Source organism: Microvirga ossetica (assembly GCF_002741015.1).
GTDB lineage: Bacteria > Pseudomonadota > Alphaproteobacteria > Rhizobiales > Beijerinckiaceae > Microvirga > Microvirga ossetica.
Map to the genome: position 1 here is coordinate 2826102 of NZ_CP016616.1, position 24105 is coordinate 2850206.

Annotated in this window: 25 protein-coding genes and 1 tRNA gene; 13 read left to right on the forward strand and 13 right to left on the reverse strand. The window is 66.4% G+C overall.

The features are described from left to right. The first annotated feature begins 61 nt into the window (after window positions 1–61). Window positions 62–946 (forward strand): HpcH/HpaI aldolase/citrate lyase family protein, encoded by an 885-nt coding sequence (locus BB934_RS13385; protein ID WP_099510078.1) that lies wholly within the window; start codon window positions 62–64, stop codon window positions 944–946. A 256-nt stretch (window positions 947–1202) separates the two neighbouring features. On the opposite strand, the gene BB934_RS13390 is transcribed toward BB934_RS13385, so the two are convergent. Genes BB934_RS13390 through BB934_RS13405 form a run of 4 tightly spaced genes read right to left on the reverse strand, consistent with a single transcriptional unit; the run spans window position 1203 to window position 3602 of the window. Next, entirely contained in the window at window positions 1203–1424 is a 222-nt protein-coding gene (locus BB934_RS13390) for a Trm112 family protein (protein ID WP_099510079.1), read from the reverse strand. A 12-nt stretch (window positions 1425–1436) separates the two neighbouring features. Next, the gene (locus BB934_RS13395) at window positions 1437–2108 is read right to left on the reverse strand and encodes an LON peptidase substrate-binding domain-containing protein (protein ID WP_099510080.1); all 672 of its coding nucleotides are present in this window, start codon (window positions 2106–2108) and stop codon (window positions 1437–1439) included. A gap of 27 nt (window positions 2109–2135) precedes the next feature. After that, on the reverse strand, window positions 2136–3032 hold the full coding sequence (trxA, locus tag BB934_RS13400; RefSeq protein WP_099510081.1) for a thioredoxin: 897 nt from the start codon (window positions 3030–3032) through the stop codon (window positions 2136–2138). 42 nt (window positions 3033–3074) lie between these two features. After that, window positions 3075–3602, reverse strand: coding sequence for a prolyl-tRNA synthetase associated domain-containing protein (locus BB934_RS13405; RefSeq protein WP_099510082.1), 528 nt, complete (start codon window positions 3600–3602; stop codon window positions 3075–3077). Window positions 3603–3753: 151 nt separating this feature from the next. Between BB934_RS13405 and BB934_RS13410 the strand changes: the two genes are divergently transcribed. Beyond that, a tRNA-Gly gene (locus BB934_RS13410) sits at window positions 3754–3828 on the forward strand. A gap of 151 nt (window positions 3829–3979) precedes the next feature. Continuing rightward, entirely contained in the window at window positions 3980–6376 is a 2397-nt protein-coding gene (locus BB934_RS13415) for a transketolase-like TK C-terminal-containing protein (RefSeq protein ID WP_099510083.1), read from the forward strand. Between the two features lie 167 nt (window positions 6377–6543). Here BB934_RS13415 and BB934_RS13420 read toward each other — a convergent pair whose 3' ends face one another. After that, a complete protein-coding gene (locus BB934_RS13420; RefSeq protein WP_099510084.1) occupies window positions 6544–7170 on the reverse strand; it encodes a LysE family translocator in 627 nt (208 codons plus the stop codon). Window positions 7171–7359: 189 nt separating this feature from the next. Here BB934_RS13420 and BB934_RS13425 point away from each other — a divergent pair, with 189 nt between their 5' ends. Then, window positions 7360–9141: an ABC transporter ATP-binding protein gene (locus BB934_RS13425; protein WP_099510085.1), complete on the forward strand. Its 1782-nt coding sequence runs from the start codon at window positions 7360–7362 to the stop codon at window positions 9139–9141. A gap of 15 nt (window positions 9142–9156) precedes the next feature. Here the strand turns inward: BB934_RS13425 and BB934_RS13430 are convergent, their stop codons facing one another. Beyond that, window positions 9157–9879 carry a fused DSP-PTPase phosphatase/NAD kinase-like protein gene (locus BB934_RS13430; protein WP_099510086.1) on the reverse strand — a complete coding sequence of 241 codons (723 nt, stop codon included), beginning with the start codon at window positions 9877–9879 and terminating at the stop codon, window positions 9157–9159. A 307-nt stretch (window positions 9880–10186) separates the two neighbouring features. Between BB934_RS13430 and BB934_RS13435 the strand changes: the two genes are divergently transcribed. From BB934_RS13435 to BB934_RS13455, 5 genes are all read left to right on the forward strand, one after another. Then, the gene (locus tag BB934_RS13435; RefSeq protein ID WP_099510087.1) at window positions 10187–10468 is read left to right on the forward strand and encodes an acyl carrier protein; all 282 of its coding nucleotides are present in this window, start codon (window positions 10187–10189) and stop codon (window positions 10466–10468) included. Window positions 10469–10666: 198 nt separating this feature from the next. Beyond that, window positions 10667–11128: a 3-hydroxyacyl-ACP dehydratase FabZ family protein gene (locus tag BB934_RS13440; RefSeq protein ID WP_099510088.1), complete on the forward strand. Its 462-nt coding sequence runs from the start codon at window positions 10667–10669 to the stop codon at window positions 11126–11128. Then, window positions 11128–12252 carry a beta-ketoacyl-ACP synthase gene (locus BB934_RS13445; protein WP_099510089.1) on the forward strand — a complete coding sequence of 375 codons (1125 nt, stop codon included), beginning with the start codon at window positions 11128–11130 and terminating at the stop codon, window positions 12250–12252. The genes BB934_RS13440 and BB934_RS13445 overlap by 1 nt, the downstream gene beginning before the upstream one ends. Window positions 12253–12262: 10 nt before the next feature. Then, window positions 12263–13537, forward strand: a complete 1275-nt coding sequence (locus BB934_RS13450) for a beta-ketoacyl-ACP synthase (protein ID WP_099510090.1) — start codon at window positions 12263–12265, stop codon at window positions 13535–13537. A 169-nt stretch (window positions 13538–13706) separates the two neighbouring features. After that, complete coding sequence (locus tag BB934_RS13455; RefSeq protein ID WP_099510091.1) at window positions 13707–14453, forward strand: SDR family NAD(P)-dependent oxidoreductase; 747 nt, start codon at window positions 13707–13709, stop codon at window positions 14451–14453. A gap of 255 nt (window positions 14454–14708) precedes the next feature. Here the strand turns inward: BB934_RS13455 and BB934_RS50220 are convergent, their stop codons facing one another. Continuing rightward, on the reverse strand, window positions 14709–14834 hold the full coding sequence (locus tag BB934_RS50220) for a hypothetical protein (protein ID WP_257792372.1): 126 nt from the start codon (window positions 14832–14834) through the stop codon (window positions 14709–14711). Between BB934_RS50220 and BB934_RS13460 the strand changes: the two genes are divergently transcribed. The 3 genes from BB934_RS13460 to BB934_RS13470 all read left to right on the forward strand — a co-directional run bounded on the left by BB934_RS13460 (window position 14833) and on the right by BB934_RS13470 (window position 17885). Beyond that, the gene (locus BB934_RS13460; RefSeq protein ID WP_099510092.1) at window positions 14833–15855 is read left to right on the forward strand and encodes a zinc-binding dehydrogenase; all 1023 of its coding nucleotides are present in this window, start codon (window positions 14833–14835) and stop codon (window positions 15853–15855) included. The genes BB934_RS50220 and BB934_RS13460 overlap by 2 nt on opposite strands. A 233-nt stretch (window positions 15856–16088) precedes the next feature. Continuing rightward, window positions 16089–16994 (forward strand): lipid A biosynthesis lauroyl acyltransferase, encoded by a 906-nt coding sequence (locus tag BB934_RS13465; protein WP_099512828.1) that lies wholly within the window; start codon window positions 16089–16091, stop codon window positions 16992–16994. A 153-nt stretch (window positions 16995–17147) separates the two neighbouring features. Continuing rightward, window positions 17148–17885, forward strand: coding sequence for a DUF1223 domain-containing protein (locus BB934_RS13470; RefSeq protein ID WP_099512829.1), 738 nt, complete (start codon window positions 17148–17150; stop codon window positions 17883–17885). Between the two features lie 28 nt (window positions 17886–17913). Here BB934_RS13470 and BB934_RS13475 read toward each other — a convergent pair whose 3' ends face one another. From BB934_RS13475 to BB934_RS13490, 4 genes are all read right to left on the reverse strand, one after another. Then, on the reverse strand, window positions 17914–18525 hold the full coding sequence (locus BB934_RS13475) for a TPM domain-containing protein (RefSeq protein WP_099510093.1): 612 nt from the start codon (window positions 18523–18525) through the stop codon (window positions 17914–17916). Beyond that, window positions 18526–19365 carry a TPM domain-containing protein gene (locus tag BB934_RS13480; protein WP_099512831.1) on the reverse strand — a complete coding sequence of 280 codons (840 nt, stop codon included), beginning with the start codon at window positions 19363–19365 and terminating at the stop codon, window positions 18526–18528. It lies immediately after the preceding gene. A 94-nt stretch (window positions 19366–19459) separates the two neighbouring features. Then, window positions 19460–20059, reverse strand: coding sequence for a LemA family protein (locus BB934_RS13485; RefSeq protein ID WP_099510094.1), 600 nt, complete (start codon window positions 20057–20059; stop codon window positions 19460–19462). Between the two features lie 165 nt (window positions 20060–20224). Beyond that, the gene (locus BB934_RS13490) at window positions 20225–20722 is read right to left on the reverse strand and encodes a hypothetical protein (RefSeq protein ID WP_099510095.1); all 498 of its coding nucleotides are present in this window, start codon (window positions 20720–20722) and stop codon (window positions 20225–20227) included. A 122-nt stretch (window positions 20723–20844) separates the two neighbouring features. Between BB934_RS13490 and BB934_RS13495 the strand changes: the two genes are divergently transcribed. Beyond that, window positions 20845–21351: a hypothetical protein gene (locus BB934_RS13495; RefSeq protein ID WP_099510096.1), complete on the forward strand. Its 507-nt coding sequence runs from the start codon at window positions 20845–20847 to the stop codon at window positions 21349–21351. A gap of 285 nt (window positions 21352–21636) precedes the next feature. Here the strand turns inward: BB934_RS13495 and rlmN are convergent, their stop codons facing one another. Further along, a complete protein-coding gene (rlmN, locus tag BB934_RS13500) occupies window positions 21637–22962 on the reverse strand; it encodes a dual-specificity RNA methyltransferase RlmN (RefSeq protein WP_099510097.1) in 1326 nt (441 codons plus the stop codon). Between the two features lie 399 nt (window positions 22963–23361). After that, a complete protein-coding gene (locus tag BB934_RS13505; RefSeq protein ID WP_175608884.1) occupies window positions 23362–24084 on the reverse strand; it encodes a hypothetical protein in 723 nt (240 codons plus the stop codon). Window positions 24085–24105 lie beyond the last annotated feature (21 nt).

Here is a 24105-nt window from a genome sequence, read left to right on the forward strand (position 1 = left end):
ATGACACTGTTCTTCAAGTCCGGCCACGACTAAAACCGATCCGCACCGTGAGGAAAACGCCATGACTCCGATCCGCCCGCGTCGCAGCGCGCTCTACATGCCCGGCTCCAACGCGCGGGCGATCGAGAAGGCCAAGACGCTTGCCGCGGACGCGGTGATCTTCGACCTCGAGGACGCGGTGGCGCCCGATGCGAAGGCCGAGGCGCGCGAGCAGGTCTGCGCCGCCGTGCAGGCGGGCGGTTACGGCAAGCGGGAACTGGTGATACGCATCAACGCGCTCGAGACGCCCTGGGGCGAGGCCGATCTTGCGGCCGCCATCGCCGCGGCGCCGGATGCAATCCTCGTGCCGAAGGTGTCTTCGGCCGAAACTCTCGCGGCGGTGGGCCTGCGCCTGCGCAAGTTCGGCGCTGCGGAGCGCACCCGAATCTGGGCCATGATCGAGACGCCGCTCGCGATTCTGCGGGCGGAGTCGATCGCGAGCGCGGCGCACGACGTCGACACGCGGCTGTCCTGCTTCGTCATGGGCACGAACGATCTCGCCAAGGACACCCGCGCCCGGCTGCTGCCCGGCCGCGCCGCCATGCTGCCCTGGCTGATGGGCGCGCTCGCCGCCGCGCGGGCGCACGGCATCGACATCCTGGACGGGGTCTATAACGGCCTGTCCGACAGGCAAGGCTTTCGCGCCGAGTGCGAGCAGGGCCGCGATTGCGGCTTCGACGGCAAGACCCTGATCCACCCGGACCAGATCGCCGCCGCCAACGGGATTTTCGCGCCGTCTGAAGGCGAGGTGGAGAACGCCCGGACCATCGTGGCGGCCTTCGCGCAGCCGGAGAATGCCGGCAAGGGCGCCATCAGCCTCAACGGCCGCATGGTCGAGCGGCTGCATGCCGAGATGGCGAGAAGGACGTTGGCGCTGGCGGAGGCGATTGGAGAGAGGTCAGCCTGAAACGTCATCCCGGACGGCGAAGCCGATCCGGGATCGGGTGCAGGATGGAGCACATGTTCCCTCCCCCTTTGCGGGGAGGGGTAGGGGTGGGGGTGGTGCGACGGGGTAAGCAATTGCCGAATGAACCGCTGTAGAAGCGTGATCATAACTGGATCAGATACAGCGTTCGACTTTGCGACCCCCACCCTTAATCCCTCCCCGCAAGGGGGAGGGAAGACCCCCTTCGCTCGTCCGGGATGACGCTTGAACGAAACGCTCAATCCCCCAGCGGCCGTGCCTCTTCCGGCAGCATGATCGGGATGCCGTCGCGGATCGGGTAGGCGAGCTTGGCGCGGCGGCTGATCAGCTCCTGGCGGGCCGCATCGTATTCGAGGGTTTCCTTGGTGAGCGGGCAGACGAGAAGCTCCAGGAGCTTGGGGTCGATCCGCGTCGCCTCCACGGGTGGGGGCGTCTCGCCGGGGGTCGTGTCGGGCACCATCGTCGTCATATCCTATTGAAGCGTCGAGTCGGAGCCGGCGCCGCCGCGGGCGAGCTCGATCTCGGTGAGCGCGATCAGCACTTCCGCGCGGGTCTTGAGGTTCGGCGCCTCGAGCAGCGCCTGCTTCTCGCGCACGCCGAAGGGGCTCATCATGCAGAGCGCGTTCACGAGCGCCTCGTTGGGCGCCTCCTCGATGCCGCGCCAATCGACCTTCACATGCACCGCCTCGACGAAGTCGCGCAGGGCCTTGACCACGCCGGCCCGGTCGACCTCGTTCTCCCCGGCGCGTGCCGTGAAATCGGCGGCGAAGGGCTCGAAGGCGACGCGGCAGCGGCGGAACGGATCGATCGGCGGCAGCTCCTCCTCGATGCGGAAGCGCGAGATGCCGATGAGGGTGACGAGATAGCGCCCGTCTCCGGTCTCCGCGAGCTGCGTGATGCGGCCGGCGCAGCCGACCCGGTAGAGTTTCGGCACGGAGGCGTGGGGATCGTTGTCGGCGTCGGGCTGCACCATGCCGATGACGCGGTCGCCTTTCAGCGCCTCATCCACCATCGCCAGATAGCGCGGCTCGAAGATGTTCAGGGGCATCTGGCCGCGCGGAAGCAGCAGCGCGCCGGGCAGGGGAAAGACCGGGATGACCGAGGGGCAATCCTCCGGCCCTCGGTATACCGCGTTCATTCCCATCCAAATCTCCCACAGCGCTTTACGGCGTCAAGAGAACAGGAGCGAGGAGAGCCTCCGCCGTCCTGCCAGCGTCATCGCGTCCGTCGGGCCCCAGGCCTCGAAGAACTGGACGAGCTGCTTGCGTGCGCCGTCCTCGTTCCAATTGCGGTCGCGGCGAACGATTTCAAGGAGGTGGTTGGCAGCTTCTTCGCGCCGTCCGCGGGCGTTCAGGCCGACCGCCAGATCGAAGCGCGCCTGGTAATCCGCGGGGTCGGCCTCGATCCGGCGCTGCAGATCCGCGAGATCGCCGAGGGAGCCCGCCTGCTCGGCGAGCTCGATCGCCGCCCGCGCCCCGGCGATGGCCGGATCGCCCGCTTTCCCCTCCGGCGTCATGGCGAGGAAGCGCTTCGCGCCCTCCAGATCGCCCACCTCCACATGGAGCTTCACGAGGGCGGCCAGCGCCGGAATGTTTTCCGGATCCTGCGCCAGGACGGCGGAATAGAGTTCGGCCGCTCCGCCGATATCGCCCTCGGCGGCGAGACCGTCGGCCTCGGCCAGGATCTCCTCCGCCGCGCTCGGCCCGAGCGGCCCCACGAGGCGCTCGATGAAGCCCTTGATCTGGCTTTCCGGCAGGGCGCCCATGAAGCCGTCCACCGGCTGGCCGCGCTGGAAGGCGAAGACGGCGGGGATCGACTGCACGCCGAGCTGGCCGGCGATCTGCGGATGCTCGTCGATGTTCATCTTGACGAGCTTCACCTTGCCGCCCGCGGCGCGCACGGCCTTTTCCAGGATCGGGGTGAGCTGCTTGCAGGGCCCGCACCAGGGCGCCCAGAAATCCACGAGCACCGGCTGCTGCATGGATTCCGTCAGCACGTCCTGGCGGAACGTCGCCGTGGTGGTGTCCTTCACGAGATCGTCGGAGGGAACGGGATTGTCGGAGAGCATGCGATCCTCGAATCGTAGGAAGAACGCTCCCTAAATGGGAGCTTAGGTGTGGTCTGGCAATTCCGCCGCGGGCTCCGGCAGGCGCAGGATGAGCGGATCGTGTCCCGTATCGCGCAGGAAGGTCACCAGATCCTCCCGCGACACACCGGTGGTCATGGAATTGATCAGCGGGTGAAAGTTCACCCGCTCATGCTCCATGAGGTTGGCGTCGAGCACCATCGTCACCCTGCCTGCCGTATCGTTCACCACCGCGAAGGCGGTGACCGAGCCCGGCTCGACCCCGAGCAGGTCACGCAGTTGCTCGGCCGAGCCGAAGGACAGGCGGCCCGAGGCGCCGATGGCCTCATGCGTGCGCTTGAGGTCGATTTCGGTGTCGTGCTTGGCGGAGATGAGGAAGAAGCGGCCCTTCTTGTCCTTCACGAACAGGTTCTTGGAATGGGCGCCGGGCACCTGCTCCTTGACCGATTTCGATTCGGCCACGGTGAAGACGGGCGCGTGCTCCACGGTCTCGGCCGCGATGCCGAGCGACGACAGGCGATCCAGGAGTTCCTGCGGGGACAGATGGGCCAAGACGATCCTCCAAATCTTGCTTGGGCTTCTAGCGACCGGATGAAGCAGGCTCAAGGGTTCCTCGGAAAAGTTCTGCCGGCCCCTCTTGCAATGCGCCGCATTTTCGGGCACATCACGGCCTCGAAACGATGCCTTGCGCATCGCGGAGCGTGCGGGTGTAGCTCAGGGGTAGAGCACAACCTTGCCAAGGTTGGGGTCGAGGGTTCGAATCCCTTCGCCCGCTCCAATTTCTCTCAAGTTTTGAGAGCTTACGAAGGCCCGCCGCTTGGCGGGCTTTTCGTTTTTTGGCCCTCCCAAAAGCCAATCCGATGCTGCGGGCTTGGGCCTCGCCTCTCGACGGTTCCCGGCGTATATCTCGGCAAAACCGGGAGAACCTTATGGCGAACGCGCGGCACCTGAGCATCTTGAAGGAACTCGAGCGTAAGGTGCTCTGGCTCTCCACCTGGACGATCCACAACGCCAATCACCTGCGCGCCAGCGAGGACGGCTTGAAGATCGGCGGGCACCAGGCGTCTTCCGCTTCCCTCTCCACGATCCTGACCGCGCTGTATTTTGCGGGATTGCGGCCGGAGGACCGGGTGGCGGTGAAGCCCCATGCCAGCCCGATCTACCACGCGATCCAGTATCTGTTCGGGCGCCAGACCCGGGAGAAGCTGGAGAATTTCCGCGGCTACAAGGGCGCGCAATCCTATCCCTCCCGCACCAAGGACATCGACGACGTCGATTTCTCCACCGGGTCGGTGGGCCTCGGCGTCGCACAGACGCTGTTTGCCAGCCTGGTGCAGGATTACGTGAAGGCCCATGGCTGGGCCAAGGACAGGCCGGAAGGCCGCATGATCTCGCTCGTGGGCGATGCGGAGATGGACGAGGGCAACATCTTCGAGGCGCTGCTCGAAGGCTGGAAGCACGGCATCCGCAACACGTGGTGGATCATCGACTATAACCGCCAGAGCCTCGACGCGGTGATCCGCGAGGGCTTGTGGGAGCGCTTCGAGGCGCTGTTCCGCAATTTCGGCTGGGACGTGGTGATCCTCAAGCACGGCGTGCTGATGCAGGAGGCCTTCAAGGAGCCCGGCGGCGAGCGCCTGCGCGACTGGATCGATTCCTGCCCGAACCAGCTCTATTCCGCCCTGACCTATCAAGGCGGCGCCGCTTGGCGCAAGCGTCTCCTCGACGACCTCGGTGACCAGGGGCCGGTAACGCGGCTCATCGAGAAGCGCTCGGACGAGGAGCTGGCGCAGCTCATGTCCAATCTCGGCGGCCATGACCTGCCGAGCCTGCTCGACGCCTTCGAGAAGGCGCGGGAGCACGACCGTCCGGTCTGCTTCCTCGCCTATACGATCAAGGGCTTCGGCCTGCCGCTCGCCGGCCACAAGGACAACCATTCCGGCCTGCTGACTCCCACGCAGATGGAGGCTTGGCAGAAGACGCAAGGCGTGCGTCCGGGCCATGAATGGGACAAGTTCGAGGGCATCAAGGCCCCGCAGGCCGAGATCGAACAATTCCTGGCCGAGGTGCCGTTCGTCCAGAAGGGCACGCGCCGCTATGCGGCGCCGCAGGTGCCGGTGCCGGAGACGCTCGCCTTTCCCGCCAATCCGTCCATGTCGACCCAGCAGGGGTTCGGGCTCATCCTCAACGAGCTCGCCCGCTCCGATCAGGCACTGGCCTCCCGCATCGTCACCACGGCGCCCGACGTGACGGTCTCGACCAATCTCGGCGCCTGGGTCAACCGGCGCGGCCTCTATGCCCGCGAGAGCCTGGTCGACACCTTCAAGAAGGAGCGCATTCCTTCGACCTACAACTGGGAATTCTCGCCGGAAGGCCAGCATATCGAGCTCGGCATCGCCGAGATGAACCTGTTCATCCTGCTCTCGGCGCTCGGCCTCTCGCATTCGCTCTTCGGCGAGCGGATCCTGCCCATCGGCACGCTCTACGACCCGTTCATCTATCGCGGCGCCGATGCGCTGAACTATGCCTGCTATCAGGATGCCCGCTTCATGATCGTTGCCACGCCGTCCGGCGTGACGCTGGCGCCGGAGGGCGGGGCGCATCAATCCATCGGCACGCCGCTCGTCGGCATGGCGCAGGACGGGCTTGCCTCCTTCGAGCCCGCTTTCGTGGACGAGCTCGCCGTGATCATGCGCTGGGCCTTCGACTACATGCAGCGCGACGGGGAAGGCGAGGCGGACGAGAAGACGTGGCTGCGCGACGAGACCGGCGGCTCGGTCTACCTGCGCCTCTCCACCCGTGGCCTCGAGCAGCCGCAGCGCGAGATGACGCCGGAACTGGCCGACGACATCAGGGCCGGCGCCTATTGGCTGCGCAAGCCCGGCCCGAACGCGCAGGTCGTGGTCGCCTATACCGGCGCGGTGGCGCCGGAAGCCATCGAGGCGGTTGGGCTGATGGCCGAGGACAGGCGCGATATCGGGCTTTTGGCCATCACCTCGGCCGACCGGCTCAATGCCGGCTGGACGGCGGCGCAGCGCGCCCGTGAGCGCGGCCTCGTCCATGCCCGCTCCCATGTGGAGCGCCTGCTTGGCGACGTGCCGCCCCATTGCGGGCTGATCACCGTCATCGACGGCCATCCGGCGACGCTCGCCTGGATGGGCTCGGTGATGGGCCACCGCACGCGCTCTCTCGGCGTCGAGCATTTCGGCCAGACCGGCACGATCAAGGACCTCTACCGCCATTTCGGCATCGACGCCCAGGGCATCATCGCGGCAGCCGCCATGATCGCCCCCGGCCGGCCGATCCGGCATCTCAAGGCGGTGTGAGGGTGGCGGTCTGAGCGGTCGCTTATAAAGTGTCACCTCATCCTGAGGAGGATTGCGTGAGCAATCCGTCTCGAAGGAGCATCCAGTGCGCTCTGGATCCTCCTTCGAGACGCCGCTTTCAGCGGCTCCTCAGGATGAGGGTTCAGGTTAAGTCTTTGGCTTGCCTCCTAAGCCTGCCCCGCCCTCAGCGCCACTGTGGCGATTCCGGCGCCGATCAGCAGGCTGCCGCCGGTCCGGTTGATCGCGCGCATGGTCCGCGGGTTCTGCACGACACGGCGGGCCCGCGAGGCGATGAGGGCGTAGGTGATCACGTTCGCGAAGGCGAGGGTCAGGAAGGTCGCCCCGAACACGCCGATCTGCGGCAGGAGCGCGAGCTTCGGGTCGATGAACTGCGGCAGGAAGGCGATGAAGAAGGTCAGGCCCTTCGGGTTGAGCGCGGTGACGAGCCAGGCATGGCCCAGCATCTTCGCTGCGGATGCGGCATCGGTGCGCGGCTTGGCATCGAGCGCACCGCCGGCGCGCCAGAGCTTGATCCCGAGCCAGACCAGATAGGCGGCACCACACCATTTGAGGACCGTGAACAGGGTGGCCGAGGCCGCGAGCACGGCGCCTAACCCTAAGAGCGACAGGGTCATGGCGGTGAAATCGCCGAGCGCGACCCCGACGGCCATGGGCAGAGCGGTCCGCCAGCCCTGTCCCAGGGCATAGGAGACGACGAGGAGGATCGTCGGGCCTGGAATCACGAGCAGCACGGCGGAGGCGGCGGTGAAGGCGAGCCAGGTCTCGAGCGTCATGGTGTTTCCCCGTTCGATCGCGCCATGCAGCCATAGAACGGCACCTCTGTCGAGGGCACCGCCTGCAGGGAAGCGGCAAGCGGCGCCTACCGGCTTCCGGTCAGGCTCCGGATTTGCGGGCCGAGGCCAATGCGTGCTAACCGCGAGCCTTCCGGTGCAAGAGATTAAAGCAAGAGTTTCAGGCAGAGCATGGCCCGCAAAATCCTCCTTCGGGGCGATACCCTTCCGTTGATCCGTCGCCTGTGGTGGGACTGGATGCGTCCGCACGCGAAGACGCTGGCCCTGGTGCTGCTGCTCGTGATCCTGGTCTCCGGCGCGACGGGCCTCTACCCGGTGCTGATCAAGGCCGCCTTCGACGCCTTCGACGCCAAGGATGCGCAGGCCATCGCGCTGGCGCCGCTCTTCGTGATCGCGGTCACCTCCGTGAAGGGCTTCTCCCTGCTCGCGCTCACGATCCTTACCAACAAGGTCGTGACGCGGATCGAGGCCGACATGCAGACGGCGCTCTACGGCCACATGATCGAGGCGGATCTCGCCCAGATCGGGCGCGAGAGCCCGGCCGCGCTGACCCAGCGCTTCACCACGGATTTCGCCTTCATCCGGGAGGCGCTCACCCGCCTTTCCACCGTGTTCCTGCGTGAGATCACGACGATCATCGCCCTGATCGCGGCGATGCTGTGGATCGACCCGGTCCTGACCATCGTGGCCGCCGTCATCGCGCCGTTCTTCGCCTATCCGGTCAACAAGATCGGCCGCAAGCTGCGTCGGGTCGCGATCTCGACCCAGGAGCAGTCTGGATCGATGGCGAGCCTCATCACCGAAAGCCTCGCGGGCACCCGGATCGCCAAGACCTATGGGCTCGAGCGCTATCTCAAGGCGAAGGCGGCCAAGACCTTCGACGACGTACGCGACCTCAAGATGAAGGCCGCCAATGCCCGCGGCCGGATGGACCCGATCCTCGAGACCGGCGGCGGCCTCGCGGTCGCCATCGTGCTCATTCTGATCGGCCATCGGATTCTCTCAGGCGGCAGCACGGTCGGCGATTTCACGGGCTTCGTCACCGCCCTCGTCATGGCAGCGCAGCCGATCCGGGCGCTCGGCAACCTCAACGCCATCGTGCAGGAGGCGGCCGCCGCCCTGCAGCGTACCTTCGCGATCATGGACGAGGCGCCCCGCATCCAGGACCGGCCGGAAGCCAAGCCGCTCCAGCTCGCGGGCGGCGAGGTCAGGTTTTCCAACCTCACCTTCTCCTATGACGGAGACGCCGTGGCCCTCGACCGGGTCAACCTCGTGGCCGAGGCCGGCGAGACCACGGCGCTGGTCGGCCGCTCGGGCTCGGGCAAATCGACGCTGCTTGCCCTCGTGCCGCGCCTCTACGACGTCAATCAGGGCGCCGTCCTGATCGACGGTCAGGATGTGCGGGACGTAACCCTGGCGAGCCTGCGCCGCGACATCGCCGTGGTGAGCCAGGACGTGATCCTCTTCGACGACACCGTGCGGGCCAACATCGCCTTCGGACGGGCGGACGCCACCGACGAGGAGATTGTAGGGGCGGCCAAGGCCGCGGCGGCGCACGATTTCATCATGAAGCTGCCGGACGGCTACGACACGGTGGTCGGCACCGGCGGCGGGCGCCTCTCCGGCGGCGAGCGCCAACGCATCTCGCTGGCCCGCGCCTTCCTGAAGGACGCGCCGATCCTGCTCCTCGACGAGGCGACCAGCGCGCTCGATTCCGAATCGGAGCGCCTCGTCCAGGACGCCATCCGCCGGCTCATGAAGGGCCGCACCACCCTCGTCATCGCGCACCGGCTCTCGACGGTGCGCAATGCGGAGAAGATCGTGGTGATGGAGAACGGCCGCATCGCGGAGACGGGATCGCACGAGGTCCTGATCGGCAAGGGCGGCGCCTATGCCCGCCTGCATCGGCTGCAGCTCGCCGACGATGGCGAGCACAGCCTCGTGACATCGTAGTCCTCGAGCTGCGGCCTATTCGCGCCGCATGATGCGGTCGACGAGCAGGCTCGACCAGAAGCTCGGGCGGAAGTTCCGCTCCAGGGCTTCCGCGTCGTATTGCGTCTCGATCCAGGTCAGGAAGGGGATGCCCCTGGCCTCGCCTTCGCGGCGGTAGAGATCGAAGAATTCGTCGAGGATGCCGGTCTTCGAGAAGCGGAAATGGCCGTAGCGCATGGAGAGCTGGCGCTGGGCCTCGTCGATGGACTTGCCCTCGAAGGCCACGAGATAGAGGGCGGCGACGAAGCCGGCCCGGTCCGCCCCCGACTTGCAATGCAGGACGGCGGGATACTCGATTCTGTCGAAGAATTCCTTCGCGGAGAGCAGCGTCTCCCGGTCCGGTGCCCCGCGGGAGCGGACGATGAACTCTTCCAATTGGATGCCGAGCTTCTCGCAGGCCTCCTTCTGGAGCTGCCAGGACCCGTGCTCGCGGCCGCCGCGCAGGTTGACGATGGTGCGCACGCCCTCGGCTTTGAGAGCAGCGATCTGGTGCGGGGCCGGCTGGGCCGAGCGCCACAGCCGGTCGGTGACCTGGTGCTTGTTCAGGTAAAACAGGCGGAAGACCCCGTGATCGGCCAGCAGCATATGGGCCCAGGCGCGCACACGTCCGGAGAGCCCCTCCACGGGCCGGTCCCAGCGCGCGATGCGGGCCATGCGGCGGGCATAGCGGATTTCAGGTTTGAGGAACCTGTTGAACACGTGGATCCAAGCAATCTGTTGTCGGTGTAAGACAATTCGGTGTTTGGCCGAAGGCCGCCCTTATCGACGATGGCAGCCGATTAATCAATCGCCTAGCCCTCGAGTGGTTGCCGCAGGCAGAATCGGGGTCTCCGGCTCAGGTTCGAGCTTAAGGAATGCAACCAATCGGTTGCCGCCCTGCGGCCTCTCGTGTAAGGGGTGCCGTTCGAAACAACCCTCCTCGACGAAAAGAGCGGCTGGACACCGGGCCTCAAGCTTGCCGGCGCTGAATCGTTGAGACCAACAAGCACTTCAGGAGAGCGGCGTCATGTCGTCCACCTTCGAGACCGTCGCCGGCATCATTTCGGAGACCGCCGATATCCCGCGCGAGCAGATCACGCCCGAGAGCCATGCCATCGAGGATCTCGGCATCGACTCGCTCGCCTTCCTCGACATCGCCTTTGCGATCGACAAGGCCTTCGGGATCAAGCTGCCCCTGGAGCAATGGACGCAGGAAGTGAACGAGGGCAAGGCCCCGGCCGAGGAATACTTCGTCCTCAAGAACCTCGTGTCGCGCATCGACGCGCTGGTTGCCGCCAAGCAGGCCTGATACCTTAAAACTCCATCCCGGCGAGTAAGCCTTTGATACGCCAGCCGGGGTGGCAGGCGCGACGCAGCCCTCCTCTCCCTTGCGGGGAGGAGTTGGAGGTGGGGGTGTAAGCGCCACGCTGGTCCAGTTCATCGCTGGCACCCCCACCCCTAGCCCCTCCCCACAAGGGGGAGGGGGAACAGGTTCTGCAAAAAGCAAATGCGCCTCGAATATTTTGAAATGATCGACCGGGTGACGAGCCTCGACCGCGAGACCAAGCGGATCGAGGTGTCCTCCACCGTTCCGCAGGAAAGCCCTGTCTTCGAAGGGCACTTCCCCGGCCATCCCCTCGTGCCCGGCGTTCTTCTCACCGAGACCATGGCCCAGGCTTCGGGCTATCTCGTGCTCGGCCTGATGGGCTTTACCCACATGCCGTTCCTGATGGGCGTCGACAAGGCGCGCTTCCGCACCTTCGTCGGACCGGGTACGGTGCTCACCGTCACGGCGCAGCTGGAGCATGAGGGCTCGGGCTATGCGGTGACCAAGGCCAAGATTGCGGCCGAGGGCAAGCCGATCTGCGACGCGGAGCTGCGCTTCCGGATCATGCCCTTCCCGGAAGGCATGGATGGCCTGATGCGCGCTCAAGCCCGGCGCATCGGCCTCCTCGAGGAGAGTGTTTGATGCGGGATGTGGTCATCACGGGGATCGGTCTCGTCTCCAGCGCCGGAGAAGGCCTGGAGGCGCATCTGACGGCGCTTGCGAGCGGCAGCGCCCCGAAAACGGATGCCGACACCTTCGCACCCTTTACGGTTCACCCCGTCGGCTCGCTGGAATGGGACCGGCAGATCCCGAAGAAGTCCGATCAGCGGCAGATGGAGGCCTGGCAGAGGCTCGGCTGCTACGCCGCGGGCCTCGCCCTCGACGCCGCTGGCGCCAAGGAGGATGCGGCCCTGAAGAGCCGCATGCAGCTCATCGTCGCCGCCGGCGGCGGCGAGCGCGACTACGCGGTCGACGGGCAGATCCTCACCGGCCTGGCGAAAGCCGACAATCCGGGCGTCTTCCTCAACGAGCGCCTGATGGGCGATCTTCGCCCGACCCTCTTTCTCGCCCAGCTCTCGAACCTGCTCGCCGGCAACATCTCCATCGTCCATGGCGTGACGGGGGCCTCCCGCACCTTCATGGGTGAGGAATCGAGCGGGGTCGATGCGATCCGCATCGCCCGCGAGCGCATCGCCTCCAGCCAGGACGACATCTTCCTCGTCGGCGGGGCCTACAATGCCGAGCGTCCCGACGTGCTCCTGATCTACGAGATGGGCGGCTTCCTCTGGAAGAAGCCCTATCGGCCGGTCCGGGAACGCCCGGCGGAGGGCGGCGGCATGATTCTCGGATCGGGCGCCTGCTTCCTGGTGCTGGAATCCCGCGAGCATGCCGCCTCGCGCGGTGCGAAGCCGCTTGCGGCCGTCGCGGGCGTCGCCTCCGACCGCTCCCGCCGCAGGGCCGGCAGCGTCGAGGCAGCGCTCCATGCCCTGTCGAAGCAGCTCGGAGCCAAGCCCGACGTGGTTTTGTCCGGCGCGACCGGCATCAAGGGCATCACGGACGAGGAGCAGGCGGCTCTCAAGGACATCGCGCCGAAGGCCGCCGTGCATGCCACCGGCGATCTCGTCGGTCACACGATCGAGGCACAGGCTGCCACGGGCGTGGCGATTGCCGCAGGGCTGATCGCCGAGCGCAAGGCGGGCGAGGCGCTCGTCACCTCCGTCGGCCATTGGCGCGGCGAGGGCGCCATCCGGCTCACAAAGGCTTGAGGAGAAGGCAATGGCGCTTCGCGACACGAAAGGCCGTCCGCTCGTCGCCGTCACCGGCATGGGCGTGGTCACATCCCTCGGCGAGGGCAAGGACGACACCTGGGCCGCCCTGACGGCGGGCAAATCCGGCATCCACCGCATCGAGCGCTTTCCCACGGAAGGCCTGCGCACCACGATTGCGGGCACCATCGACTCGGTCGATGTGGAGCCCTTCTGCGCGCCGGTGCTCTCCGAGCGCCTCGCCACGCTGGCGGCGGCGGAGGCCATCGGCCAGTCCGGGCTTGCTCAAGAGGATTTCCCGGGCGCTCTGTTCATCGCCGTGCCTCCCGTCGAGATGGAATGGCCGCAGCGCGAGGCCCTCGCCGAGGCCTCGGGCCAAACCGGTGACGTCACCTATAAGGATCTTCTCACGGCCGCTGCCACGGGCCGCTTCAAGCCGTGGCACGACCTCTTCATCTTCGGCACGGTGGCCGACCGGGTCGCCGACCGCTTCGGCACCAAGGGCTCGCCGATCTCGCTCTCCACCGCCTGCTCGTCCGGCGCCACCGCGATCCAGCTCGGCGTCGAGGCGATCCGCCGCGGCGAGACGGATGCGGCGCTCTGCATCGGCACCGACGGCTCGGTCAATCCCGAGTCGCTGATCCGCTTCTCGCTGCTCTCGGCGCTCTCGACCCAGAACGAGAATCCGGAAGGCGCGTCAAAACCCTTCTCCAAGAACCGCGACGGCTTCGTCATGGGCGAGGGTGGCGCGGCGCTCGTTTTGGAGAACGCGGACAGCGCGAAGGCGCGCGGCGCGAAAATCCTCGGCTACGTGCTCGGCTGCGGCGAAAAGGGCGACGGCTTCCACCGCACCCGCTCCTCGCCGGACGGCATGCCCGCCATCACGGCGATCCGCCAGGCGCTGGACGATGCCGGTCTTACGCCCGACGAGATCGGCTACATCAACGCCCACGGCACTTCGACGCCGGAGAACGACAAGATGGAGGCCATGAGCTGCACCGCCGTGTTCGGCGAGCGCATGGCCCATCTACCGATCTCCTCGAACAAGTCGATGATCGGCCATACGCTCACCGCCGCCGGCGCGGTCGAGGCGGTGATGTCGCTCCTGACGCTGGCCACCGGCCGCATTCCGCCGACGATCAACCATCAGGTGCCGGATCCCGCGATCCCGCTCGACGTGGTGCCGAACGTCGCCCGGGATGCGAGCGTGAATTACGTGCTTTCGAACTCCTTCGGCTTCGGCGGCCAGAACACCTGCCTCGTCTTCGGGGCCGAGCCGAAGTGATGGCCATGGGCCAAGCATCTTTTCTGACGAGCGCCAACCGACCCTCTCCCCCCTTGTGGGGGAGAGTTGGAGAGGGGGGTGTGAGCGGTAGCCTGTCAAAGTCTGGCGCCGGCACCCCCACCCCTAACCCCTCCCCACAAGGGGGAGGAGGATTTTCGGAGTTCAATTTATGACCCGGGTTCTGGTGACAGGCGGCGGCAAGGGCGTCGGCGCCGCCATCGTGCGGGCCTTGGTGGTGGCCGGGCACGACGTCGACTTCACCTACCGCTCCTCGGGCGATGCTGCGAAGGCTCTCGCCGCCGAGCTGGTGCAGGCGAATGCCGGCCGCACCGTCACGGCCCATGAAGTCGACCTGTCAGACAAGGCGGCTCTGGACACCTTCTGCGAGAGCATCGAAGGCGAGGTCTTCTTCGGCCTCGTGCACAATGCCGGCCAGCCCTACGATGCGCTCGCCGCCATGATGCAGCAGGACAAGGCCGAAGCCGCCATGCAGGTGAACTTCTGGTCGTTCACCCGCATCGCCAAGGCGCTCATGCGCGGCATGATCCGCGCCAAGCAGGGCCGCATCGTCGCCATCGGCTCGGTGGCGGCGCTGCAGGGCAATCCGGGCAATGCGGCCTATGCGGCGTCCAAGGGCGCGCTGATCTCCTATTGCCGCACGCTCTCCGTCGAGACCGCCAAGCGCAATGTCACGGTCAACGTGATCGCGCCGGGCTTCATCGACACGGACATGATGGCGCCCTACGCCGCCTACCGCGACAACATGGAAAAGCAGATCCCGGCGGGCCGCTTCGCCAAGCCGGAGGAGATCGCGGGCCTCGCCGCCTTCCTCCTGTCCGATCCCGCCGCCTACATCACCGGCGCAGTGCTTCCCATCGACGGTGGGCTCACCTCGATGCTCGGCGTGCATCGGTAGATACGACGTCGTCCCGGGGCAGCGGAGCAGATCCGGTTCACTTTCAGGATGAAGCACTGTCATCCCGGCGAAGGCCGGGATCCATAACCACGACCCTAATCCAGTTCGGCGCCGTCAGCGGTTATGGATTCCCGCCTCCGCGGGAATGACAGTCGAGTTTCCAGAACGCTACCTGCACCCGATCCCGGATTGGCTGCGCCGTCCGGGATGACGGCTTGAGCTTAGGCCGGAACTTGCCATCCGCTCCGCCGCCCTTTAAGCCCCCGCAAGCAATTTCTCCGCGTCATGGCCGGGCTTGTCCCGGCCATCCACGTCTTTGCCCGGCAAGACGAAGATCCCCGGAACAAGTCCGAGGATGACGATGACAAGGATTTTACGCATGCGCTCCCTTCAGCTCTTCGGCGACCGTGACCTTCGCATTACCGAGATGGAGGCGCCTCCGCCGCCTGCTCCCGGCGAGGTGCAGGTGCGCGTGAAGGCACTGGCGCTGAACTACCTCGATGTCTGGGGCTTTCGCGGCATGGCGTTCGCCAAGCGCAAGATGCCGCAGGCGGTCGGCGTCGAGGCCTCGGGCGAGATCGCGGCGGTGGGCGAGGGCGTCACCCGGTTCAAGGCCGGCGATCCGGTGACCATGTACGGCGCCGAGACCTGCGGCCATTGCAAGGCCTGCCTGAAGGGTTGGGACAATCTGTGCGAGAACGTCGCCGGCATCATGGGCTTCCATATCGACGGCTTCGCCCGCGAGCTGATCAACCGGCCGGAGCGGCTGGTCATCCCGGTGCCGAAGGGCGTGTCCTTCGAGGAGGCGGCCTGCGCGCCCATCGGCTTCGGCACCGTGCAGCACATGCTCTTCGACAACGCCAAGCTGGAACCGGGCGAGTCGATCCTGGTCCATGCGGGCGGCTCCGGCATCGGCACCGCGGCGATCAAGATGGCGAAAGTCATCGGCTGCACGGTCTATACGACGGTCGGCGACGACGAGAAGGGCGAGAAGGCAAAGGCGCTCGGCGCCGATTACGTGGTCAATTACCGCACCGAGCGCTTCGAGGGCGAGGTCCGTCGGCTCACCAAGCGGAAAGGCGTCGACGTGGTGTTCGAGCATGTGGGCGCCGAGACCTGGAACGGCTCCCTGCTCTGCCTCAAGCGCGGCGGGCGCCTCGTCACCTGCGGATCGACGAGCGGCGTCTCCACGACCATGAACCTGATGCAGCTCTTCCAGCAGCAATACCGGATTTTCGGATCCTTCGGCTGCCGGATCGAGAACATCGCGCAATCCCTCGACAAGATAGCCGGAGGCATGAATCCGGTCATTGATGCCGTCTTCCCGATCGACGAGTTCCAAAAGGGCCTGGAGCGGCTCGAGGGCAGAAAGGTGTTCGGCAAGGTGGTCGTGACGTTCTGATCCGGTGCACCTTTCCGATTGGCCCGACGCAATATTCTAGCCTCCTCAGGATGAGGGTTCAGGGATAACAGATCTTATGCCGGTCTCTGGTAAAAGGGTCGCGCGATCAGTCCTTGACTAAACCGCCTCCTCGCGAAATGACGCGAGAACTTTTCTTTTCAGGCCAGGATTTCACCCACGTGCAGCAGCCCCACCGTTCCCGCAACCTTCTCTCGCGTCTCGTCGGAACGGTCATGGTCGGGGTCGTGCGCGGCGTCTTTGCCTTCTCGCGGGCGCTAGGCCCCGAGCGCTCCGGCGCCTTGGGCGCCGCGATCACCCGCACCTTCGGTCCGCTCCTCAAGCCGCATCGGACCGCGCTTGCCAATATCCGGGCCGCCTATCCGGAAAAATCGGACGCCGAGGTGAAGGCCATCGCGCTCGCCGCCTGGGACAATCTCGGCCGCACCGGCGGCGAATATCCGCATCTCGGCCGCCTGTTCGATTTCGATCCCGAGAGCGCCGTGCCCGGCCGCACCGAGGTCGACGGCATCGATCACTTCTTGAGCCTGAGGGACGACGGCAAGCCGGGGATCGTCTTCTCGGCCCATCTCGCCAATTGGGAATTGCCCGCCATCTGCGCCGCCCGCTTCGGGCTCGACACGACGGCCGTGTTCCGCGCCCCCAACGATCCGGCCATCGCCCGCGTCCTGCACGAGATCCGCAGCGAGACCATGGGCAGCCTGGAAGCGGCCCGCCAGGGCGCGGCCTTCGCCATGCAGGGCGCGCTGGAGAAGGGCGGCCATCTCGGCATGCTGATCGACCAGCATTTCACCCGCGGCGTGATCGTGACCTTCATGGGCCGCCCGGCTCTGGTGAACCCGATCCTGGGAAAATTCGCCCGCCGCTTCGATTGTCCGGTCCACGGGGTGCGGGTGATCCGTCTGCCGAATCATCGTTTCCGCCTCGAGCTCACGCCGCCCCTCGACCTGCCGCGCGACCCCGACGGACAGATCAACGTTCAGGGCGCCATGCAGGCGATGACCGCCGTAGTCGAGGAATGGGTGCGGCAATATCCCGAGCAATGGCTGTGGATGCATCGCCGCTGGCGCGCGCCTGCCAAAGCATCGGACCCAAAAGTGGGCTCCACTTTTGGGATCTGATCCGATGCTCCGCTCTTTGAAGAGCACATCGTTGAGCGCGACCCGAAGGGCCGCGTCAGCGAATAACCGGGTCCACTTTTTCGCACGATGCGCTGGCGTTCAAGGTAACGTGAGTTTCCCTTCAGCCTGAATTCGTGTTCCATGGCGGCCATCATGGCGTCCCGTTTGACACTGACTTTGGCGGCCCTCGGTCTCGCCGCTCTTCTGCAGCCTGCCTTGGCAGATCCGCCGCGCGCGGTTGTCGAGCTGTTCACCAGCCAGGGCTGCTCCTCCTGCCCGCCGGCCGATGCGCTGCTGGTGGAATACTCCCGCCAGCCTGACATCATCGCCCTGTCCCTGCCGGTCAATTACTGGGATTATCTCGGCTGGAAGGACACGCTTGCCCATGTGGCCTTCACCGAGCGGCAGAAGGCCTATGCCCATGGCCGCAGCGACCGGCAGGTCTTCACGCCGCAGATGATCGTCAACGGCAAGAAGTCCTGCATCGGCTCCGACAGGGCCCAGATCGAGAAGGCGATCCAATACACCTCGAAGGGTCGCAAGACCCTGCCGGTCGCGGTCAATCTCAGCGAGCAGAACGGCACGGTGACGATCGCAGTCGAGGAGACGCCCGAGACCGCGCAGCGCGATGCGGAGATCTGGCTCCTGCCCGTCCTGAAGGCGCAGACGGTGCCGATCGAACGCGGCGAGAACCGCGGCAAGACCATCACCTACGCCAATGTGGTGCGCGGCCTGAACCGCCTCGGCGAATGGCGCGGCGGCTCCGCCCGCTTCGAGGTGTCCGTCGAGACCGCCCGCAGGGGCGGGGACGCCTATGTGGTGCTGCTGCAGAGCACCGATGCGGCAAAGCCGGGAATCATCCTGGGCGCCGCGAAGAGCCCCGACTTCTAAGCGGATCCGCCCGCCCGTGCCGCGCCGGTCACGGCAGGATGATCACCTTGTCGGGCAATTCGTCCACGTCGTCGAGGCGCGGCGGGACGTGCTCCGCCAGGATCGCGCCGATGCGTCGGATCGCCTCGATCAGCCCCTCCGTGAGCCGGCCCGCCCCGATGGCGGCGGTCAGATCGGCGACGATGCCGGCCCAGATCCCCGCATCGACCCGGTCCGCGATGCCGGTATCGGCGAGGATCTCCGCATGGTGTTCGGCGAGCGCCAGATAGATCAGCACGCCGGTCTTCTCCCGGGTGCGGGTGAGACCGCGCCGGAGGAACTCGCGCGAGGCCGCCTCGTGTCCTTGCGCATGCTTGATGGAGCGCGGCACCAGGGCGTAGCGCAGCTTCGGCCAGGACAGGACGAAACTCAGCACGAGCGCCACCGCGAGCTGGATCAGGAGGATGCGCGAAGCGCTGAGCGCCGTGAGCCAGAGCAGCGACCACGGCGTCGCCAGGGCTGCGAGCAGGGCCCAGAGCAGGGGGATGGCGCGGTAATGGCCCGCCTGCTCGGCAATCACGAGCACGATCTCGCCGGAGGTGTCGTCCTCCACGTCGCCGATCGCCTGGGCGAGGCGCGCCTGATCCTGGGCTGAAATCATCTACCAGCTCCCCGAAGCACCGCCGCCGCCGGACGAACCGCCTCCCCCCGAGAAGCCACCCCCGCCGGACCACCCTCCGCCGCCGCCGGACCAGCCGCCTCCCGTCGGGATGATCCACGGCCCGCGGCGCCCGCCCCTGACGCTGCGACCCCGTCCGGCGCCCATCAGGCGCGAGATCAGGATGAACAGGATCAGCAGAATGATGAAGGCGACAACCGGGTCGAAGCCCGTGGTGTCGTCCTCGCGCACTTCGGCGCGGCGATGCCATTCCTCCGCATCTCCGGTCAGGATCGAGAGCATGGCATCGACCCCCGCATCGATGCCCCCGGCAAAATTGCCCTTCTGGAATTGCGGCGCGACGGCAGTGGTGATGATGACCTTGGAGAGCGCATCCGTCAGCGCGCCCTCGAGCCCGTAGCCGACCTCGATGCGCACCTTGCGCTCCTGCGGCGCCACGAGAAGAAGGGCGCCGTTGTCCTTGCCCTTCTGGCCGATCTGCCAGTGCCGGAACAGGCGGTTGGCATAATCCTCGATCGGATAGCCTTCGAGGGAGCGCAATGTGGCGACGACTACCTGGTCGGTGGTCTTGTCCTCATGGGCTTTCAGCTTCGCCTCGATCGCCGCCCGCTCCTCGGGTCTGAGAAGGTTCGCGGCATCGACGACGCGGCCGGTGAGCTGCGGAAAGGTCTGGGCGAGGGCAGGGAGGGAGACGAGGAGGAGGGCAAGCGCGATGAGGACGAGCGCCACGATTCTTCCCTCTCCCTTGCGGGGAGGGGCAGGGGTGGGGGTGGTTCGACTGGGCGTACGGCGAAACCAGAACGCGCTGTAGCAGTCGCGCATTTTCTGAATCGACTGCAGCGCTTCGACCTTTCGACCCCCACCCTCGATTCCTCCCCGCAAGGGGGAGGGAAGATCGCCAGCGCTTGTCATTCGCCTAGAACTTCACCTCGGGCGGGCGTTCGGAGCCGGCGGTGGCGGTGAAGGTCTCCATCGGCTTGGCGTTCGGATAGACGATGGCGGCGATCCAGCGGCCGGGGATCGTGCGCAGCTCCGTGTTGAAGGCCTGCACCGAGGAAATGTAGTCGCGCCGCGCCACCGCGATGCGGTTCTCCGTGCCTTCGAGCTGGGATTGCAGGGCCAGGAAATTGGCGTTGGACTTCAGCTCGGGATAGCGCTCGACGGTGGCGAGAAGCCGGCCCAGCGCCCCGGAGAGCTGGTTCTGCGCCTCCTGGAACTGGCGGAATTTTTCAGGATCGGTGACGGTCGAGGCATCGACCTGGATCTGCGTCGCCTTCGCCCGCGCTTCCGTGACCTGCGTCAGCACCTCGCGCTCCTGCTGGGCGAAGCCTTTCACCGTCTCGACGAGGTTGGGAATGAGGTCGGCCCGGCGCTGGTACTGGTTCTGAACCTCGCTCCAGGCCGCCTTGGCCTGCTCTTCCAGGGTCGGGACGTTGTTGATGCCGCAGCCGGACAGAGCCAGGGCCAGGATCATGCCGGTCAGCGCCACGCGCATCCGTAAAAGCAAAGCCGTCATGTCGGTCCTTCTCGCGATTCGGTTTCTTCGAACCTTTGCCGAGATCAGAGATGGAGCAGGGCTCGGGTTTCAACAAGCTGTGTTCGGGCACCCATGCACATGGGATTGCAACCGGGATTGCAGCACGATCCCGACGATTCGCCCGCCTTGTCCCGGCCTTCGCGATCAAGATCCTGACGACATCGGCGCGCTAGGCTCCGGGCGGCGGGGCTCCCGTCCGCCGGCGATCGCCCAATAGACGAGGCCGGCGACCGCCCCGGTCAGCCCGAGGACGAGGCTCACGTGAAGCTCCGCCGGCGTGCCGACCCGCGCCGCGCCGCGCAGGATCCACGGCACCGCCGCAGTCAGCACGCCCGTGGCGAGCGCATGCCAGAGCAGGCTGCGCATTCCGAGCACCTCGCTGATCACCGCGATCAGCAGCGGCGGGAAGATCAGCAGCGTGAACATGATCCGGCCGACCCCCAGAAACGCGTCCTCCACGATGGGCGTGGGATCGTCCGCGGCAAAGACCGCGTCGATCAGCGACCAGAAGCCGACGAAGAGCGTGTCGCCCGTCAGCGTCGCCATGACCGGATCGACGATGGAGGCGATGAGAAAGAAGGTGCCGCTCACACCGATGGCGATGATGAGCGCGAAGGGGATGAGGAGAAGCCAGCGGACCATGTTGCCGCATAGTGGCAAAGTTCACCTCGCCCCGCCAGAGGCAGCGGGGTCCGGTTTCCCTCACTGAGGACTGCGCTACTTAAACGGCCGGGCGGCGGGCATCCGTGCAGGAGGAGGATTCCATGGCGACGTCGAAGCTGGACGAGCGGCGGCTCATGAGCGACGAGGAATTCACCCTCGTCGAACAGACCCGTTATCCGGTCCTGGGCAAGCTGGAGGACGCAGCGCTCAAGGACCTGACCCAGCGCCTGCGGGAGCGGCGCGACCGGGCAAGGGACATCGCCCATCGCCAGCGCCGCGAGGTCCGCGGCAAGAGCCGGCAGGCCACGAATTTCGAGAAGCAGGATGCCGGCAACCGTCAGAAGGCGCGCATTCTTGCGGAGGCGCTGACCCGGATCAACAGCGAGCGGACGCGCCGCAAGGCGGAGGAACTCCGGGAGAATGCCCGTCGTGCACTTCGCCTGCGGCAGGGCGCGGAGGAGGCAGCCCGTCCCGATTCGGGCAGGACGCCCCGGAAGGGCATGCGCAAGAACGCGAGCACCCGCCGCGACCGGATCGTCAACCCGATGGATGCCGGCCGCATCTCGCAGGCAGGCAAGCGCGCGCAGGCCGTGCGGGACAACGCTTAGCGTATCGTGGGATGTAGGATTGCCTGAGGTGTGGCACTCCAGAGCATCGGGACGGCCGGCACAAGCCCGGCCGTGACGCAGGGAAAAATTGCTCCCGCTGTCATCCCGGGGCGCCGAAGGTGAGCCCGGGATCCATAGCCGCTGACGATGCAGAGCGAGGCGTGACGCAGCTCGCTCTTTCTTGACACGTCGTGGTTATGGATTCCGGCTCGCACCAGAGGTGCGCCCCGGAATGACACGGTGGGTTTTGTCTTCTTCTTCTCAGGAAAGGCCAGGCCTTCGAGGCTACTCCCCGTTCCCCACCGCATAGACGCCCTCGGCGCCGATGCCCTGTTCGGCCATCATGCGGGCGCGGGCGCGCAGCTTTTCGGTCTCGCTCTTGAGCTGGCCGCAGGCGGCGAGGATGTCGCGGCCGCGCGGGGTGCGCACGGGCGAGGCGTAGCCGGCGCGGAAGACGATCTCGGAAAAGCGCTCGATCCGCTCCCAGTCCGAGCATTCGTATTTCGAGCCGGGCCAGGGATTGAACGGGATCAGGTTGATCTTCGCCGGGATGCCCTTCAGGAGCCGCACGAGCTGGCGCGCATCGGCGTCCGAATCGTTGACGCCCTTGAGCATCACGTATTCGAAGGTGATGCGCCGCGCATTCGACAGGCCGGGATAGGCGCGGCAGGCATCGAGCAGCTGCCCGATGTCGTATTTGCGGTTGATCGGCACCAGGTCGTCGCGCAGCTCGTCCCGCACCGCGTGGAGCGAGATCGCGAGCATCGTGTTCGCCTCGCTGCCCAAGCGCTCCATCTGCGGCACGACGCCGGAGGTGGAGACCGTGATGCGTCGGCGCGAGAGGGTCAGGCCCTCGCCGTCCGACATCACGTCGATGGCGGCGATCACGTTGTCGGTGTTGTAGAGCGGCTCGCCCATGCCCATGAACACGATGTTCGACACGAAGCGGCTGCCGTCGGTGGGCAAAAGTCCCTTCTCTTGGGCGCCCTCCGGCGGCGTCGCATGGGGCCAGTCGCCGATGGAATCGCGGGCGACGATGAGCTGCGCCACGATCTCGGCCGAGGTCAGGTTGCGCACGAGGCGCTGGGTGCCCGTGTGGCAGAAGGAACAGGTGAGCGTGCAGCCGACCTGGCTCGACACGCAGAGCGTGCCGCGGTCGACTTCCGGAATATACACGCACTCGATCTCCGCGCCCTTGTCGAGCGGGCCGGTCGAGGCCATGCGGATCAACCACTTGCGGGTGCCGTCCTTCGACACCTGCTCGGAGACCACCTGCGGGCGGGCAAGGGTGTAGGCAGCGGCGAGACGCGCGCGCAGCTCCTTGCCTACATTGGTCATCTCGGCGAAATCCTTCGCGCCGCGGAAATAGATCCAGTGCCAGAGCTGGGCCACGCGCATCTTGAGATCGCGCTCGGGCACGCCGATGGCGGCAAGCGAATCCTTGAGCTGGTCACGGGTGAGGCCGATCAGCGAAGCGCCGCCGGGAGCGGCTCCCGCCACGACGTTCAACTCCGCCTTCTTTTCGACGAACCCGGCCACGCGCGCGGCATCGCTCACGGCCAAGGTGGCCGCATTGGGGTTATGCTTGGCGATGTCGAGCACCGTCGCCATGGGAAATCTTCAGCCTCGTTGTTGGGATGGAAGCGGCCATATATCACGATTGCGTCGGAAACGTGAGCCTTCACACGCAAATTCCGGGCGCGAGGCCCGGAAGATGCTCATCAAGGTACCGATTTTCAACCGATCGGGAAAAGTCTCGCGCCAAAACGCAGCCATGAATTCATCCCTCATCGTGAGAGGCTGGCTCATAAAGCGCGGGAAACCCTCCTCCCCCTTGGGGGGAGGAGTTGGAGGTGGGGGTGTGAGCGCTACGCTGGTCCAGTTCAGCGCTGACACCCCCACCCCGGCCCTCCCCACAAGGGGGAGGGGGAGGGCATCTGCGCGTCATGATGAATGACGAGCCAGACTCTCAAGATGAGGGCTCACGGATGTGCCGAGACTGCGCCGTCCTTAAGAAGCGCATTCCTTGCGGGCGTGCTCCAGGGCCTTGCCGAAGCCGTTCAGGGAATAGCGGTCGGTCAGGCTCGAGCCGCGGGCCGACTGCGTCTTGACCGTCAGGCTGCCGCTGCGGGCCATGGTGGCGATGGCCTGGCCCTCCTCGGCGGGGTTCTTCAGCCAGGCATTGGCAGTCTTGGTGACGAGCGCATAGGACGCGTTGCCGACCGCGGCTTCCGCCGGGCCGTTCTCCTTGGCGGTGAAGCCAAGCACCAGGGCGACCTCGTTCCGCACGTTCTCCGCCGGGCGGAACGACACAAAGAGATAGGCGGGGTCCCGGGTCAGATTCTTCGGCAGCCGGTCCTTGGGCTGGCTGAGCGCGTAGCAGATCTTGGAACGACCGGTCTGGGCCGTGTAGACGCCCCAATCGCCGTAGGAGGTCAGGAGCGAGGCGCCGCCCGGACCCGTCGCGGCTTGGGCCGGTCTGGCTGCCGTGGCCGCCGCTCCGGCCGCGACACCCGCCGCTGCCGCTCCTGTGGGCTTGGCCGCGTTGGTCCTGACCGTCGGTGCAGGCTTGGCGGCAGGCTTTGCCGCCGGCGCCGGCTTGGCCGGAGTCGAACGGGTCGAGGGCTGCGTCGAACGCTGGGACTGAGCCTGAGCTGCAGGCCCGGTTCCGATGACGATAAGGGCGGAAAGGATGCCCGCGGCGATGCCGCGCTGAAGGAATGCAGGAGTCATGGGGCGGACCATACAAGCGGA

Coding starts and splice junctions, on each gene's coding strand:
- BB934_RS13385 (WP_099510078.1), top strand. CDS start 62: ATGACTCCGATCCGCCCGCGTCGCAGCGCGCTCTACATGCCCGGCTCC.
- BB934_RS13390 (WP_099510079.1), bottom strand. CDS start 1,424: ATGGTGCCCGACACGACCCCCGGCGAGACGCCCCCACCCGTGGAGGCG.
- BB934_RS13395 (WP_099510080.1), bottom strand. CDS start 2,108: ATGGGAATGAACGCGGTATACCGAGGGCCGGAGGATTGCCCCTCGGTC.
- trxA (WP_099510081.1), bottom strand. CDS start 3,032: ATGCTCTCCGACAATCCCGTTCCCTCCGACGATCTCGTGAAGGACACC.
- BB934_RS13415 (WP_099510083.1), top strand. CDS start 3,980: ATGGCGAACGCGCGGCACCTGAGCATCTTGAAGGAACTCGAGCGTAAG.
- BB934_RS13420 (WP_099510084.1), bottom strand. CDS start 7,170: ATGACGCTCGAGACCTGGCTCGCCTTCACCGCCGCCTCCGCCGTGCTG.
- BB934_RS13425 (WP_099510085.1), top strand. CDS start 7,360: ATGGCCCGCAAAATCCTCCTTCGGGGCGATACCCTTCCGTTGATCCGT.
- BB934_RS13435 (WP_099510087.1), top strand. CDS start 10,187: ATGTCGTCCACCTTCGAGACCGTCGCCGGCATCATTTCGGAGACCGCC.
- BB934_RS13440 (WP_099510088.1), top strand. CDS start 10,667: ATGCGCCTCGAATATTTTGAAATGATCGACCGGGTGACGAGCCTCGAC.
- BB934_RS13445 (WP_099510089.1), top strand. CDS start 11,128: ATGCGGGATGTGGTCATCACGGGGATCGGTCTCGTCTCCAGCGCCGGA.
- BB934_RS13450 (WP_099510090.1), top strand. CDS start 12,263: ATGGCGCTTCGCGACACGAAAGGCCGTCCGCTCGTCGCCGTCACCGGC.
- BB934_RS13455 (WP_099510091.1), top strand. CDS start 13,707: ATGACCCGGGTTCTGGTGACAGGCGGCGGCAAGGGCGTCGGCGCCGCC.
- BB934_RS13460 (WP_099510092.1), top strand. CDS start 14,833: ATGCGCTCCCTTCAGCTCTTCGGCGACCGTGACCTTCGCATTACCGAG.
- BB934_RS50220 (WP_257792372.1), bottom strand. CDS start 14,834: ATGCGTAAAATCCTTGTCATCGTCATCCTCGGACTTGTTCCGGGGATC.
- BB934_RS13465 (WP_099512828.1), top strand. CDS start 16,089: ATGGTCGGGGTCGTGCGCGGCGTCTTTGCCTTCTCGCGGGCGCTAGGC.
- BB934_RS13470 (WP_099512829.1), top strand. CDS start 17,148: ATGGCGTCCCGTTTGACACTGACTTTGGCGGCCCTCGGTCTCGCCGCT.
- BB934_RS13475 (WP_099510093.1), bottom strand. CDS start 18,525: ATGATTTCAGCCCAGGATCAGGCGCGCCTCGCCCAGGCGATCGGCGAC.
- BB934_RS13480 (WP_099512831.1), bottom strand. CDS start 19,365: ATGCGCGACTGCTACAGCGCGTTCTGGTTTCGCCGTACGCCCAGTCGA.
- BB934_RS13485 (WP_099510094.1), bottom strand. CDS start 20,059: ATGACGGCTTTGCTTTTACGGATGCGCGTGGCGCTGACCGGCATGATC.
- BB934_RS13490 (WP_099510095.1), bottom strand. CDS start 20,722: ATGGTCCGCTGGCTTCTCCTCATCCCCTTCGCGCTCATCATCGCCATC.
- BB934_RS13495 (WP_099510096.1), top strand. CDS start 20,845: ATGGCGACGTCGAAGCTGGACGAGCGGCGGCTCATGAGCGACGAGGAA.
- rlmN (WP_099510097.1), bottom strand. CDS start 22,962: ATGGCGACGGTGCTCGACATCGCCAAGCATAACCCCAATGCGGCCACC.
- BB934_RS13505 (WP_175608884.1), bottom strand. CDS start 24,084: ATGACTCCTGCATTCCTTCAGCGCGGCATCGCCGCGGGCATCCTTTCC.